The following is a 14,439-nucleotide window of genomic DNA, read 5'->3' as shown; positions in this document are numbered from 1 at the left end:
TTTTTTTATGAAAAGGTTCAATAAAACTTTTGATTGGCGTTTCTGGATTTTTATGCCGATTTTAGGCATACTTTTCCCATATATCATTAACTTGACGAAGTTAACCGCTAATTTCAAAATTATCGTATCACTTTTTATTATTAATATGTTGTTTAGCATTGTAGCTGGCAGATTCTTGCGTCATACAGGTGCCTTTTGGGTGCTATTACTTGTTTGGCCAATTATATTTTTGATTTCGGTTTGGCTACAAATCAATTCTACATTTTATGGCTATTACCTTGCCTTGTTATATTTGATTTTAGAAATTTTTTCATTTACTAGTGGTCAAGAGGAAGAACTTGATATTGATAAGCAGATTCCCATTGATGGTGGATTTGGTGAAGTTTAATAACGCAACGTATTTTAATAAATATGTGCAAATATTTATAGAAGTTGGAACAAAAGAAAATGTTCCAACTTTTTTTATTGTCGCTGTTTCTATTTTTAATTAAAATAAGGCATTTTATCTCGCTTTCCTCCCCACTTCCTCCCACATCTTATTTAATTGAAAAGTCAGATATTTTAGTGTTCTAGATTGTTGTTAAAATTACGCATAATTGTAAACTTTATGTTAAAAAAGTCACTATATGCTGTTGTGTCAGTCTTTTTAGCAATAAATGTTTGAAAAAACAAGGTGGGAAGTGGTGGGGAAAGGTGGTTGAAAGTGGGATATTGTGGTAAATTAAATGTATTGAATTGTCGAATAGATTGGTAAATTGTACTTGTTACATGTTGAAGTTTAGAAAGGAGGAATTAGCTGATGTTTATGGGAACCTATCAACACTCATTAGATACAAAAAATCGGCTAATCATTCCTGCTAAATTTCGAAACCAATTAGGTGAGTCTTTTGTGATTACTAGATGGATGGATCATTCATTAAGAGCTTATACCCTTGAAGGATGGCAAGACTTTTCAAAAAAAATTAATGCGTTACCAGAAACTAATTCGAAGGCACGTCAATTTAAGCGATTTGTGTTCGGTGGTGCCCTTGAGGTTGAATTTGATAAACAAGGACGTATTAATCTCTCACAGACGCTACGTGATTATGCAAAAATCGAGAAAAATGTAACGGTTTTCGGTCTTGGAGATACAACCTTTGAACTATGGAGCACTGAGAAGTGGCAAGCTTATGAAGATGAAACAGCAGAAAACTTTGATGACATTGCGGATGGTTTAGAAGAGCTAGGGTTTTAATAGCTTCGTATTAGATTGAAAGGAACTGAAAGACCGATGACAGAGTTTAAACATGTAACAGTATTATTGCGAGAGGCAATTGATGGACTAAACGTCCAGCCTGATGGCGTATATGTTGATGCAACCCTAGGTGGTGGTGGCCATTCTAAATTATTAGCAAGTCGTTTATCTACTGGTAAATTGTGGTCATTTGATCAAGATGAAACGGCAATTACATATAACCAAGAACACCTGGCTGATGAGTTAGCTGCTGGTAAGGTTACATTTATCCAAGATAATTTTCGTCATTTGCATGATGCATTAATGGCTAAAGATGTTTCGACAATCGATGGAATTGTTTATGACCTAGGCGTATCTTCACCACAATTTGATGATGGACAACGGGGCTTTTCATATAATTATGATGCACCATTAGATATGCGGATGGATCAATCTCAATCACTAACAGCACGAACTGTTGTTAATGAATGGTCATTTCACGAATTGCTACGAATTTTTTCGCGTTATGGTGAAGAAAAATTTGCAAAGCAGATTGCGAGAAAAATTGAGCATGAACGAGAAATAAAGCCAATTGAGACAACATTTGAATTAGTTAATATTATTAAGGATTCTATTCCAGCAGCAGCTAGAAGAAAGGGCGGTCATCCGGCCAAACGTACTTTTCAGGCAATTAGAATTGCGGTCAATGATGAATTGGGAGCGGTTGAGGAATCCTTAGCGCAAGCATTAGATATGTTAAATGTTCACGGTCGAATTGCCGTAATTACTTTCCACTCATTGGAAGATCGTTTAGTCAAAACAATGTTTAAAGAAAAAGTATCAATTCCAGATTTACCAGCTGGTTTACCTATTATTCCAGAAGAAATGCAGCCAGATTTTAAGTTAGTCGTCCGAAAGCCTATTTTGCCATCAGATGAAGAATTAGCAACGAATCGACGTGCACATTCTGCCAAGTTACGAATCATAGAGCGTATTAAGTAAAACGATGGAGGAAGCCCCACTATGGATGGATTGCCAAAGTACAACAATAGCAATGTTGTAACGAAACAAATTAGTCGCCCAGAGACAAAGATTAAACATAAGACAGTTAAAAATGTGAAAATGGTAAAACCTAAGTGGGATACAGTAGATTTCATGATGGTTGGAGCGGCAGTCTTAACAGTTATTGTCATGGCTTTTTTAGTCATTTTTATGGCAAATAAAAGTGCAACAGCTAACACACAGTTGTCAACAACATCAGCACAGTTAGAGACAGTGCGCAATAAGAATAATGATTTAAAGCAGGAAGTCAGTGATTTATCTAGCCCAGATCGTTTGAATAAAATTGCTGAAAAGAATGGATTGAAACTCAATAATCAAAATATAAGGAACGTAAAGTAGCATGGTAAAAAAACAACGGATGCCAAAACGTGACCAATCGGATAAAAACAGTCGTAATACGGGAAGAATTTTGCTCATATTAATGATGTTGGTGCTGGTTGTGTTGGGGGTCCGTTTTTCTTATGTCGCCATCACAAAGGATGTGAGAGGGCATAGGTTAGACAAGGCCGCCCAGCTAATTTATCGTAGTCAAAACGAGATTCCAGCTAAACGTGGTGAAATATTTGATGCAGTTGGGAATCCACTGGCCGAATCTTCGACAACTTATACACTAGTTGCTGTATTAGATAAAAGCCAAAAATCGGCAAAAGGCAAGCCAATGTATGTGAAGAAAAGCCAAGATAAAGTCGTAAGCGAGAAAATAGCTAGCGTACTTGGTGGGAAGGCACAAGCTTATGTTCAATCACTTAAAAGTGGTCGTAAGGACAAATTACAACAAGTGCAATTTGGACAACTGGGTTCAAATCTAAATGTAAAAAAATATAAACAGTTAAAAGCTCTTAATATTCCAGGGTTATCTTTTGTGTCTAGTGAGTCACGTTTGTATCCAAATGGGACATTTGCATCAGATTTAATTGGTTTAACAAAAAACGAAAATAGTAGTGATGGCAAAGTGATTTCAGGAATAACTGGTATCGAACAGTCTTGGAATAAACAGTTAACTGGTCACAACGGTGTAAAAACAACTTCTTCTGATACGACTGATCGATCGGTTTCAAAGAAAAATCTGGCTGTAAAGAATGGTTATGACGTTTACACAACAATTAATACGAAATTACAGTCAACGTTAGAAAAAAGTATGCAAACACTTGCAGATGATATGAAACCAAAAGCAGCAGTTGCCGTGGTTATGGATACAAAAACTGGTAAGATTGTGGCAACAACACAACGGCCATCTTATAATGCGACGACAGGTGAAGGTATTGGAGATCTTTGGACAAACCAATTATATGGCACTGCTTTTGAACCAGGATCCGTTTTGAAGGGAATAACCCTAGCTTCAGCAATTGATTCTGGTAATTGGAATGAGAATGACACCTATGAATCAGGTACTTTAAAGATTGGTGATAAGAAAGTTACTGATTGGAACAACGGAGAAGGCTGGGGACGCATTACGTATGGACGAGGAATTGCTGAGTCATCTAATGTGGCGATGGCCTTAACTGAGCAAAAAATGGGTGCACAAACTTGGCGTAAGTATTTGAATCGATTCAAGTTTTTAAAATCAACGAACACAGGATTTAGTGATGAAGCACGAGGCAGTATGCAATTCCAGTATCCTATTGAACAAGCAAATACGGCGTTTGGTCAGGCAATTTCTGTCACACCACTACAGATGATGCAGGCCTATTCAGCAATTGCAAACAATGGTAAAGAACTACAACCACAAATTATCGAAAAAATTGTTGACCCGAATACCAATAGAGTGGTTTCACAACCGAAAACAAAAGTTGTGGCAAAGCCAATTAGCAAGGCGAGCGCAAAAGCTACTCGTAAACAGTTGGAAGATGTTATCTATTCACAATATGGATTGGGGAAAATGTATGCTATTCCGAATGTCCGTACAACTGGTAAGTCTGGAACTGCTCAAATTGCCACTTCAACGGGTTACTCTACACCTGGTGATAATACGAATGAAATTCATTCATGGATGGGGATGGCACCTTCAAATAATCCGCGATATATGATGTATATTGTGACAAAACAGCCACAACAAAACACGGATAATATTTCTACTGATATGGCAAAAGTTTTCAAGACAGTGATGACCCAAGCTTTGGATATGTCTGAAAGCGATAATAAGGTAGTTGTTAGTGCAAATCAAGAAGTTAGTGTGCCAACAGTTGTTGGTGGCTCAACAAAAGAATCCACTAAAGAGATGAAGTCTAATCGTTTAACACCAATTGTGATGGGTGATGGTCAGACTGTTAAAGGACAATCAATAACTGGTGGTAAAAAATCAATTGTTGGTCAACGAATTTTTTTGAATACAGGTAAAAATATTGCTGTTCCTGACATGCGTGGTTGGGCAAAAAGTGATGTATTAGCATGGGCAGAACTAGCGAAAATCAAGGTAAACATTAGTGGTACTGGTTTTGTTTCAACACAATCAGTGAAGGCAAATTCAAAATTGTCTGATGGTTATCATGAAATTACGGTAGAATTTAAAGAGCCTAAAACATCAAACTAAGCATATAGGTGAGTGAGAGGAGTAGTCGAATGTCGACTTTTTTAGTAGGACTTTTATTTAGTCTAATTGTTACGGTACTTGTGGTACCTCGTCTACGAGATTGGTTTAAAAAAATTAAAGTAGCCCAGATGGTTATGCGTACTGGTGAACATGAACCTGATCATGCTGCGAAGGCTGGGACACCAACAATGGGTGGTGCGGGATTTATTCCAGTTGTTGTGATTGGTTTTATTATTTTAGCGTTAATCACTAAAAATACTTCTTCAACAGGCTGGGCAACTTTGATTGCGATTGTGGTCTTTGCAATTGTGGGCGCTTTTGATGATAGCATCAAAGTTTTCAATCATCGTGATGAAGGATTACGCTTTTTGCCTAAGCTTTTTGCAGAAATTGCTGCAGCAATTCTAGGGGTTGTTGTATTGGCTTTAGGTAAATTTGATTTTTTCCTCAGCCTACCATTTGGTTTAGGAGAATGGCATAGTGTGATTGTTTACACATTATTTACTATTTTCTGGCTTGTCGGTTGGTCTAATGCAACTAATTTAACGGACGGGTTAGATGGCTTAGCATCAGGAACAGCGATTATCGCTTATGTCGCCTATTTAGTGATCGCTATCGTGCAAGGTGATATGACAATGGTCTTATTGGATGGATTGATGATTGGTGCCTTGCTTGGCTTCATGTTCTTCAACCATTATCCAGCGACGATTTTTATGGGTGATACAGGATCATTGGCATTAGGAGCCGGTTTAGCAATGAACTCATTGGTACTTCATCACGAATGGTCGATACTAATCATTGGGTTTGTATTTATGGTTGAGACCCTAAGTGTCATTATTCAAGTAACAAGTTTTCATTTCTTTAAGAAACGGATTTTTTTGATGACACCTATTCATCATAGTTTTGAAAAAGGTGGTTTAACGGGTAACACAGATAAGCCATGGAATGAATGGCAAGTTAATTTCTTCTTTTGGGGGACTGGCCTAATTATGGCAGTTATTTATCTGCTTATCTGGTTCTTATAAAAATAATGGGGTGTGATTCCCCGTATACATATCTTAAGAAAAAAAGGGGCTCTTAATAATGGATAAACATGTATTAATAATTGGATTTGCTCGTTCTGGAGCAGCTGCAGCCAATCTATTACAAAATGAAGGCGCTCAAGTGATTGTTTCGGATCCTAAGCTGGATATCACGGATAAAAAAGTAATGACATTAAAGGAAAAGGGCGTGCAGTTTACGACCGATCAGTCTGTGGCATTACTTCATGATATAGACTTAATTGTAAAAAATCCGGGAATTCCATACACAATTCCTATACTAACTGCTGCAGAAGAACGACATATTCCAATTGTGGTTGAAGTAGCCCTTGCTCAAAAATATATTCAAGAAAATTGGATTGCGGTCACTGGTTCAAATGGTAAGACAACGACGACGGAAATGATTGCATCAGTTCTAAGAACGCAAACAGGCGATGGCCATGTATTGGTTGCCGGAAATATTGGCACTCCTGTTAGTGAAGTAGCTCCTAAAATGCTAAAGGATGACGTATTAGTGACGGAATTATCTTCTTTCCAACTAACAGGTATGCCAGCACCAAAACCACACATCGCTGTGTTGACAAATATTTTTGCTTCACATTTGAATTTTCATGGGACACGGGAAAATTACGTTGCTGCTAAAATGAATATTACAAAGCACCAAACAGCAGCTGATTTTTTTGTTGTTAACTATGATAATGAAGAATGGCGTCATTTAGCTGAACAGACAAACGCAACGATTGTTCCGTTTTCAAGAAAAGGTGTCAGTGAAGCCGGTGCTTATTTGAAAAATGGTAGTTTGTACTATAAAGAAGAATTTATCATTGCGGCTGATGAATTAGGAGTTCCTGGTACTCATAATATTGAAAACGCACTTGCTGCAATTGCAGTCGGTAAATTAATGAGGGTTGAGACTACCAATATTGCTGGCGCATTAAGGAGCTTTTCTGGTGTTGAACATCGGCTACAATTCATCGGCAACTTCTACGATCGGCCAGTGTATAATGATTCCAAAGCAACTGATATTGAAGCGACAGAGATGGCTTTATCTGGATTTAATGTGCCAGTAATATTATTGGCTGGTGGATTGGATCGAGGGGATGATCAGATGAGACTGTTATCGGCAATGAAACAACATGTTAAAGGTTTGATTGTTTTTGGTGAAACAGCTGAGAAGTTGGCAGCGGTTGGTAAGGAAATAGGTATTCCAGTGCTTTATGCTAAAGATGCGCCCAGCGCCGTAAAACCAGCTTTTGAGTTAAGTGAAGCTGGTGAAGTTATTCTATTGTCTCCTGCTGCTGCATCATGGGATCAATTTCCTAATTTTGAAACCAGAGGGAATTTATTTGTCGACGCCGTGAAAAAGTTTAAGTTTTAAACATAAGAATTAGGGAGGATTAGCTATGCGTATTATTGTATCTGGTGGTGGCACAGGTGGTCACATTTATCCAGCTTTAGCCACTGTTCAGCGCTTAAAAGCATTAGAACCTGATACTGAGGTTTTGTATATTGGTAGCGAACGTGGGTTAGAAGGTAGCATTGTACCCAAAGCAGGTTTCAAGTTCAAATCATTGAAGGTTCAAGGGTTCCATCGATCACTCTCGCTTGATAATTTTAAAACGATCTACCTATTTTTAAAGGCAACACGTGAAGCCAAAAAATATCTAGTCGCTTTTAAACCAGATGTTGTTGTTGGTACAGGGGGCTATGTTTCAGGTCCGGTATTATATGCTGCCCAACAAATGGGTATCCCTACTGTTATTCACGAACAAAATTCTGTGGTTGGTGTAACAAATAAGTTTTTGGCACGAAAGGTGACCAAAGTTGGGGTTGCTTTTCCGGCAGCTTTACCAGCTTTTAAAGCCAACTTGGCAACAATTGTAGGAAATCCAAGAGCACAAGAAGTCGTTGATGGGCAGGGTAGCTTTGATTGGGAAAAACTAGGATTAGTGCCTGATAAGCCATCAGTACTTGTGTTTGGTGGCTCACAAGGAGCAATTAAAATCAATGCTTCAATGGTTGAAGCATTGCCAAACTTTGCTGATAAGCCATATCAAGTTATCTTTGTAACTGGATCTAAAAGATTTGATGATGTGCAACAAGAAATGCGAATTAAAAATATCGTGCCAGCGGATAACGTGGCTGTTGTACCATACATTAGTAACATGCCACAATTAATGCCAAGAGTGTCTCTAGTGGTTGGAAGAGCGGGTGCCACAAGTTTGGCTGAACAAACAGCTTTAGGAAAACCAATGATTCTTATTCCTAGTCCATATGTAACAAATGATCACCAAACAAAAAATGCGCGTAGTTTGGCAAATGCTGGTGCGGCAGAAATGATTACAGAAGAATCGTTATCTGGTACAACATTGTTTGGAACAATTGATCAACTGATGACAGATGAAAAACAGCGTCAGTTAATGGCAGAAGCAGCTATGAAAATGGGTGTTCCTGATGCGGCAGACCAATTTATCGCACTAATTAAGAGCGTTATTAAGTAAAATAAAGTATTTCTGTGAGGAGATTGTAGGAGGTTACGATGACTGATAAAAAAGAAAATCCGCATAACGACAGCGACAATGCGAATTCCTCTGATATTCAGGCACATTTAGATGCTTTATTATCAGGGAAGGTTGAGTCATCAAAGCCAAAGCGGTCAAAAAAAACAGATGAAACACATTCTCAATCAGAACCAACGCAAGCAAGCAACGTTAAGATATCTGAGGAAAAACAAGATAAATCAAGTGATATTACAACGATTGATGAAGAAAAGATTAAATCTTCAAAGCGTCCACACTTGAAAAGAACGCCATTGTTATTTGCTCATGAATGGGCAGCGATTAAAACCATTGTTATTTTAGTGGTTATGGCTGCAGGTTTGATTTACCTCATTTCACCAAATGGGCAGGTCAAACGTTATGAAGTTGTCGGTACCCATGAACTTTCTGATAAAACGGTGTTGAACGCAGCAGGATTGAGAACAGGCCAATCACTGCTAACGACAGTAAATCAAAGTAATTATTTTAGTCAAGAGGCTAAACGTAAAAACCCACAAATCAATAATCTGAAATTATCAATAAAATCAGATAATACCTTACAGGTCAAGGTCGACGAAATTGTAAAGGTCGGCTATGTTAAGGCTGGTAATAAATATTATCCAATATTAGAGAATGGCAGTATGTTGAATCAAGGGCTAAGTAACCAACAGGTAGGTGGGTTGCCATTATACGATGGTTTCACATCTGATAAACAATTACGTAAAACATTAGCGGAATTTGGTAAACTTTCCGATCCATTAAGACATGCAGTGTCGGAAATAGTTTGGTCACCAAATAGTCAAAACAATCAACGTTTATTGATTTATATGAATGATGGTAATGAAGTGCTAATTAGCGCAGATGAATTATCAAAGAAGATGAAGTACTATCCAGGTATGGTGGCACAATTAAAACAAACCGGGGTAGCAGATTTACAAGTTGGTGCATATTTTAAACCATATGATTAATAAAACTGGGTGCAGGTCTGGAAGAATGCCCCCAAAGTATGGTATTATTCTTAAAGAATTGTTTATTTATTTAAACATTTTGTATGGTAGTCAAAGGAGGAATTAAGATGGCCAACCATGGATTAATTGTTGGTCTTGATGTTGGGACTAACACCATTAAAGTGCTAGCAGCAGATGTTAGAGATCAACAGGCTAATATTGTAGCGGTTGGTCGATCTGTTGCACACGGTGTAAAGAAGGGCGTTGTTGTTGATATTGATGCAACAGCGACTGATATTCGTCAAGCAGTAGCACAAATAAACGAGCAGACTGAGCAACCGATAACAGAAGTTGTTGCGAGTTTACCTGCAAGCAACATTCAAATTCAACACGTAAAAGGAACTGTTACAGTACAAGATAGCCAACATATTTCGTATGAAGATGTTGCTAATACTGTACAGGAGGCAATTAAGATACAATTGCCTTCAGACCGTGAAGTAGTTGAGTTAATTCCGACTGAGTTTGTAGTCGATGATTTTGATGGCATCCAAGATCCAAATGATATGGTGGGTATGCGTTTGGCAATGCACGGTATTGCCTACACAGCGCCAAGAAATGTCATGGGGAACTTGCGCCTTGCCATTAATAAGTCTGGACTACAGCTTCGTGATTTTGTTTTGGCACCATTGGCATATAGTAAGACATTACTGGATGATGGCCAACAAGAATTTGGCACAATTTTGTTAGATATGGGTGCCGGACAAACTTCAGCGACTGTTGTTCATGAGCATCAATTAAAGTTTTTGTCATCATTCCCTGCAGGAAGCGACAACATTTCTCGAGATATTAGTGCAGTCCTTGAATTGGGACTACATGATGCAGATATGTTAAAGCTTGACTCAGGATTTGCTTTGTCAAAGTTGGCTCAAGAGGAAAATCAGCTGGTTATCAAGAAGGTCAGTGCTGAAGAACCAGAACAAATTTCAGAAACGTTATTAGCACAAATTATTGAAGCAAGAGTTATGCAAATCCTAGGAAAGCTTGGTGAAAAGCTAGACTTAGTTGGTGCATTTCAAATGCCAGGTGGCGTTATTGTAACGGGTGGTGGTGCTGCTCTACGTGGCATGACACAAGCCATTCATGAAACTTATAACGTTCAGACAAAATTATTTACACCTGATGATATTGGACTACGCCATCCTGGTTATGCGGGCGCATGGGCGTTAGTACACTATGCTGCACAGCAAACACCAATTCAATTAATTGTAAAACAAGCTTTATATGGGCTACCACTTGTTGTTCTCGGACAGCCTAGTATGGGAGCACAGTTGCCTCGTGATAGACGCAATGAAAAGAAAAAGCAAAGGGTCGAACAACAACGTGCCCCTCAAAATGAACCTGAAAAGGCCGAGTCGACTGAAGTAACTGATGAAGAACAACCTAAGAAGAAAAATAGGATTAAGAATTTCTTTGCGGAGTTCTTTGACTAATTCATAAATTAACTAAAAAGGAGCTCAATATGGATTTGCAAATGGACATGAACCAAGAATATGGTGCAACGATTAAGGTCATCGGAGTTGGTGGCGGTGGTGGAAATGCCGTAAACCAAATGGTAACTGATGGTGTAGAAGGTGTGGAGTTTATCGTTGCTAACACTGATGCACAAGCTCTTGATCGTTCTTCAGCAGAAAATAAGATCCAAATTGGATCAAAAGCAACTCGTGGATTAGGTGCGGGTGCACGACCTGAAGTTGGTGAAGCAGCAGCTAAGGAAAGCGAACAAGAACTAACTGAAGCGCTACAAGGTGCTGACATGGTCTTTGTTACCGCTGGAATGGGTGGTGGTACCGGAACTGGTGCTGCTCCTGTTATTGCCAAGATTGCTAAGGATTCTGGTGCACTAACGATTGGTGTTGTGACACGTCCATTCTCTTTTGAAGGACCAAGACGTGGAAAGTCTGCAGCTGAGGGATTAGCTAAACTAAAAGATAACGTCGATACGTTGATCGTTATTGCCAACAATAATTTGTTACAAATCGTTGATAAAAAAGCACCTATCATGGAAGCTTTCAAGATGGTTGATGACGTCCTACTACAGGGTGTGTCAGGAATTTCAGATTTGATTACAAAGCCTGGTATTATTAATCTTGATTTTGCGGATGTTAAGACTGCAATGGCCGGTCAAGGTACTGCTTTGATGGGAATTGGTTCTGCATCAGGGGAGAATCGTGCTGCCGAGGCAACTCGTAAAGCAATTGCTTCACCTTTGCTAGAAGCAAAAATTGAAGGGGCAACAAACGTGTTGCTTTCTGTTAAGGGTGGTGCTGATATGTCATTGTTCGAGGCTCAAGAAGCTTCTGAAACAATTGCACAAGCATCAGGAACAGACGTTGATATTATCTTTGGTACAACCATTGATATGGAAATGGAAGGTGATTTGGTTGTCACAGTTATCGCAACTGGTATTGATCGCCCACAGACACCGCGACCAGAAATAAACTTGGGATCTAACCAACAAGCTAGTCCATTCCAAGCTGTTTCAGAACAACCAATGCAACAAGCACAACCACAAGCACAACAGCCAGTGGTTAACAATGATCCGTTTGCTGATTGGGGAACACCTTCTGAACAATCTCAAGCACCACAACAACAAAGTGCACCTGTACAGTCAGCTGCACCAGCTCAACAATCAGCACCGTCACAACCAAGCTCATCTGATGAAGAAATTGAGCGCCCAGCTTACTTCAATTGGATGAAGCGTGGTGACAAGTAAGGAGACTGGTCATGGCATTTAAGTTTAAAGATTATATTTTTGGCGTCGATGATAATTATTATTATGAAGATGAAGATTCCGAAAGTAGTCAAGAAGACCAAAAGGCAGCTAATTTTGCGGAGTCAAATAACAATGCGACTCGACCAACCAATGAGCGGCGTGCAAATGTTATTAAAATGGATGGTTCAAGAGATGATCCAGCTAAAATCGCCTTGTATGAACCACGTACATATGCAGATGCCCAGACAATTGCGACGCAATTACTTGGTGGTGAAGCCGTTATTGTCAACTTGGGATCAATCGATGAAAATACAGGTAAGCGTATTTTAGATTACCTGGGTGGTACAGCATTTGCAGTTGATGGTACAATTGAGCGAGTTGGTGAAAGAATCTTTTTGGCAACCCCGCATAACTTCGAGATTTCGGGAACAATTTCTCAAAATCTCGGACAACAATTTAATTAATAGGTGGTAATATGTTAACAATCCTTGGATTATTAAATTTGCTACTTCGAGCACTAGAATTTATAATCGTTATTTGGGTTTTGATGTCTTGGTTACCTGGGGCACAACAATCATCATTGGGTCAATTACTAGGTCGAATATCAGGACTAATTTTGAATCCATTACGACGATTTATACCAGTTATTGGCATAATTGATTTAACACCATTGGTTGGATTGATTCTATTGCAAGCAGCTGAAATGGGATTGCAAGCAATTGCTCGAACAATGATATAGAGAAGATTATGGTTGATAATGTAGCACAACATTTCCGCCCTAATGAAGCCACGTTTCTTAATTTAGCGGAAGGCTTGGTTCGTCAGGTATTGGATGAATATCGTCCAGTCTTGACGAATTTTTTAAACCCAAGAGAGATTTATATTCTAAAAACTTTGGTTAATCAGCAAGATGATTTAAAAGTATTTCAATATGGTGGCTATCAAAATGCGGAAAATCAAAGATTATTGATTGCACCAAATTATTATGAGCCAATACAAGATGATTTTGATTTAATGGTTATTCAAATTAAGTATCCTGAAAAATTTGCAACGTTACATCATAGTACAATTTTGGGTACTTTCATGCACAATGGTATTGCACGGCAAAGTATTGGTGATATTATTAAGGGTGAGGCTGAAACGTGGTATTTTGTCGCTACCAAGGCGATAGGGACATTTATTTTAAGGCATCTAGATCATATTGGTAAAGCAAAGGTTCGTTTTGAAGAAGTGATGGCGAATCAAATCGTTGTAGTTGATGATGAATGGACAATTATTAATACGACAGTTAGTTCTTTACGACTAGATAGTATCGTCGCAAATGGGTATAATATTTCTAGGAACCATGCGAAGCAGATGATTGAGCATGACTTAGTACGTGTTAATTGGACTGATATTAATAAGCCCGATTATGTTCTAGCAGTTAATGATTTAGTCTCTGTACGAAAGTATGGTCGTCTAAAAATTGACGAGCTTAATGGCTTAACTAAAAAAGATAAATGGCGAATAACAATGGCAGTCATTAAAAAATAGATTGGAGAAATCTCATGGCATTGACCCCACAAGAAATTCATGCAAAAGAATTCACAACAAGTCGTAGCAAATGGTATGATAAGTCGGAAGTTTCTGACTTTTTGGATCAAATTGTGACTGACTATGATGCTTTGATGCAAGAAAATCAAACATTGAAGACACAATTAGCAGAAGCTGATGCAAATGCTAAGCAAGTTGAAGAGATGAAACAATCTGTTAATTCATCTATTCTAATTGCACAAGAGGCCGCAGATCGCTTGAAGAAGCAGACAGAAGCCGAGGCAGAAGCAACTTTGCAACAAGCACAAACAGAAGCTCAAAAAATTGTGATGGAAGCAAATGCAAAAGCAAATGCACTACTAACTGATTCACAAACTAAAAATGAAGCACTTGTTGCCGAAAAAGAAGGTTTGGATAAAGAGATGGGCGCCTTCAAATCAAAGATTGAGGGATTGCTTCGTGCACAGTTGGACATGATACAAACTGATGAGTGGGCGGCTTTCCAACAACCAGCTGCATATCAAGAACCATCAGCAACAGCTGGTTCTGAACCAGCTTCAGAGGCAGCTGTTTCAGAGGATAGTGCTGAAACAGTTGTTATTTTCCCAGAATCAAGTGAAGATTCAGAAAATTTCTTGAATAAGGATAAGTAATTAGTTATTATAGATATCGTAAAGTTTCTGACCAAAAAATATAATTTATTCTAACCAGCGACTTAGGGAATGGTGTAAGCCTAAGATAGTGACGAATTATATCTATCAGCAGAGAATCAGTACACATACATGTTGAAGAGGCAATTTACAA

Annotated in this window: 15 protein-coding genes; all 15 read left to right on the top strand. The window is 38.5% G+C overall.

What is annotated here, in order from left to right; translation table 11 throughout:
- Positions 1–7 precede the first annotated feature (7 nt).
- The 15 genes from QRX23_RS06655 (at position 8) to QRX23_RS06585 (ending at position 14,288) form a co-directional block, all read left to right on the top strand.
- On the top strand, positions 8–388 hold the full coding sequence (locus QRX23_RS06655; protein WP_330155094.1) for a hypothetical protein: 381 nt from the start codon (positions 8–10) through the stop codon (positions 386–388).
- A gap of 411 nt (positions 389–799) precedes the next feature.
- The gene (gene mraZ / locus QRX23_RS06650) at positions 800–1,234 is read left to right on the top strand and encodes a division/cell wall cluster transcriptional repressor MraZ (RefSeq protein ID WP_002828552.1); all 435 of its coding nucleotides are present in this window, start codon (positions 800–802) and stop codon (positions 1,232–1,234) included.
- Between the two features lie 36 nt (positions 1,235–1,270).
- Positions 1,271–2,215 (top strand): 16S rRNA (cytosine(1402)-N(4))-methyltransferase RsmH, encoded by a 945-nt coding sequence (gene rsmH / locus QRX23_RS06645; protein WP_330155093.1) that lies wholly within the window; start codon positions 1,271–1,273, stop codon positions 2,213–2,215.
- Between the two features lie 21 nt (positions 2,216–2,236).
- Complete coding sequence (gene ftsL, locus QRX23_RS06640) at positions 2,237–2,614, top strand: cell division protein FtsL (RefSeq protein WP_131473365.1); 378 nt, start codon at positions 2,237–2,239, stop codon at positions 2,612–2,614.
- 1 nt (position 2,615) lies between these two features.
- Positions 2,616–4,805 carry a penicillin-binding protein gene (locus tag QRX23_RS06635; RefSeq protein ID WP_330155092.1) on the top strand — a complete coding sequence of 730 codons (2,190 nt, stop codon included), beginning with the start codon at positions 2,616–2,618 and terminating at the stop codon, positions 4,803–4,805.
- Between the two features lie 29 nt (positions 4,806–4,834).
- Complete coding sequence (mraY, locus tag QRX23_RS06630) at positions 4,835–5,830, top strand: phospho-N-acetylmuramoyl-pentapeptide-transferase (protein WP_330155091.1); 996 nt, start codon at positions 4,835–4,837, stop codon at positions 5,828–5,830.
- Between the two features lie 58 nt (positions 5,831–5,888).
- Positions 5,889–7,223, top strand: a complete 1,335-nt coding sequence (murD, locus tag QRX23_RS06625; RefSeq protein ID WP_330155090.1) for a UDP-N-acetylmuramoyl-L-alanine--D-glutamate ligase — start codon at positions 5,889–5,891, stop codon at positions 7,221–7,223.
- A 25-nt stretch (positions 7,224–7,248) separates the two neighbouring features.
- Positions 7,249–8,346, top strand: a complete 1,098-nt coding sequence (gene murG / locus QRX23_RS06620) for an undecaprenyldiphospho-muramoylpentapeptide beta-N-acetylglucosaminyltransferase (protein WP_330155089.1) — start codon at positions 7,249–7,251, stop codon at positions 8,344–8,346.
- Between the two features lie 38 nt (positions 8,347–8,384).
- Entirely contained in the window at positions 8,385–9,350 is a 966-nt protein-coding gene (locus QRX23_RS06615) for a cell division protein FtsQ/DivIB (protein ID WP_330155088.1), read from the top strand.
- Positions 9,351–9,457: 107 nt separating this feature from the next.
- Complete coding sequence (gene ftsA, locus QRX23_RS06610) at positions 9,458–10,819, top strand: cell division protein FtsA (protein ID WP_330155087.1); 1,362 nt, start codon at positions 9,458–9,460, stop codon at positions 10,817–10,819.
- 29 nt (positions 10,820–10,848) lie between these two features.
- Complete coding sequence (gene ftsZ / locus QRX23_RS06605) at positions 10,849–12,102, top strand: cell division protein FtsZ (protein WP_002828543.1); 1,254 nt, start codon at positions 10,849–10,851, stop codon at positions 12,100–12,102.
- A gap of 11 nt (positions 12,103–12,113) precedes the next feature.
- Complete coding sequence (locus tag QRX23_RS06600) at positions 12,114–12,566, top strand: cell division protein SepF (protein ID WP_002828540.1); 453 nt, start codon at positions 12,114–12,116, stop codon at positions 12,564–12,566.
- Between the two features lie 11 nt (positions 12,567–12,577).
- Positions 12,578–12,841 carry a YggT family protein gene (locus QRX23_RS06595; protein ID WP_002828539.1) on the top strand — a complete coding sequence of 88 codons (264 nt, stop codon included), beginning with the start codon at positions 12,578–12,580 and terminating at the stop codon, positions 12,839–12,841.
- Positions 12,842–12,849: 8 nt separating this feature from the next.
- A complete protein-coding gene (locus QRX23_RS06590) occupies positions 12,850–13,635 on the top strand; it encodes a YlmH family RNA-binding protein (protein ID WP_002828538.1) in 786 nt (261 codons plus the stop codon).
- A gap of 14 nt (positions 13,636–13,649) precedes the next feature.
- Entirely contained in the window at positions 13,650–14,288 is a 639-nt protein-coding gene (locus tag QRX23_RS06585) for a DivIVA domain-containing protein (protein WP_002828537.1), read from the top strand.
- Positions 14,289–14,439 lie beyond the last annotated feature (151 nt).

The organism is Weissella paramesenteroides, assembly GCF_036327715.1.
GTDB lineage: Bacteria > Bacillota > Bacilli > Lactobacillales > Lactobacillaceae > Weissella > Weissella paramesenteroides.
Note: the sequence above shows the minus strand (reverse complement) of the source record. Positions and strands in the feature narration are given on the sequence as shown.

Coding starts and splice junctions, on each gene's coding strand:
- QRX23_RS06655 (WP_330155094.1), top strand. CDS start 8: ATGAAAAGGTTCAATAAAACTTTTGATTGGCGTTTCTGGATTTTTATG.
- mraZ (WP_002828552.1), top strand. CDS start 800: ATGTTTATGGGAACCTATCAACACTCATTAGATACAAAAAATCGGCTA.
- rsmH (WP_330155093.1), top strand. CDS start 1,271: ATGACAGAGTTTAAACATGTAACAGTATTATTGCGAGAGGCAATTGAT.
- ftsL (WP_131473365.1), top strand. CDS start 2,237: ATGGATGGATTGCCAAAGTACAACAATAGCAATGTTGTAACGAAACAA.
- QRX23_RS06635 (WP_330155092.1), top strand. CDS start 2,616: ATGGTAAAAAAACAACGGATGCCAAAACGTGACCAATCGGATAAAAAC.
- mraY (WP_330155091.1), top strand. CDS start 4,835: ATGTCGACTTTTTTAGTAGGACTTTTATTTAGTCTAATTGTTACGGTA.
- murD (WP_330155090.1), top strand. CDS start 5,889: ATGGATAAACATGTATTAATAATTGGATTTGCTCGTTCTGGAGCAGCT.
- murG (WP_330155089.1), top strand. CDS start 7,249: ATGCGTATTATTGTATCTGGTGGTGGCACAGGTGGTCACATTTATCCA.
- QRX23_RS06615 (WP_330155088.1), top strand. CDS start 8,385: ATGACTGATAAAAAAGAAAATCCGCATAACGACAGCGACAATGCGAAT.
- ftsA (WP_330155087.1), top strand. CDS start 9,458: ATGGCCAACCATGGATTAATTGTTGGTCTTGATGTTGGGACTAACACC.
- ftsZ (WP_002828543.1), top strand. CDS start 10,849: ATGGATTTGCAAATGGACATGAACCAAGAATATGGTGCAACGATTAAG.
- QRX23_RS06600 (WP_002828540.1), top strand. CDS start 12,114: ATGGCATTTAAGTTTAAAGATTATATTTTTGGCGTCGATGATAATTAT.
- QRX23_RS06595 (WP_002828539.1), top strand. CDS start 12,578: ATGTTAACAATCCTTGGATTATTAAATTTGCTACTTCGAGCACTAGAA.
- QRX23_RS06590 (WP_002828538.1), top strand. CDS start 12,850: ATGGTTGATAATGTAGCACAACATTTCCGCCCTAATGAAGCCACGTTT.
- QRX23_RS06585 (WP_002828537.1), top strand. CDS start 13,650: ATGGCATTGACCCCACAAGAAATTCATGCAAAAGAATTCACAACAAGT.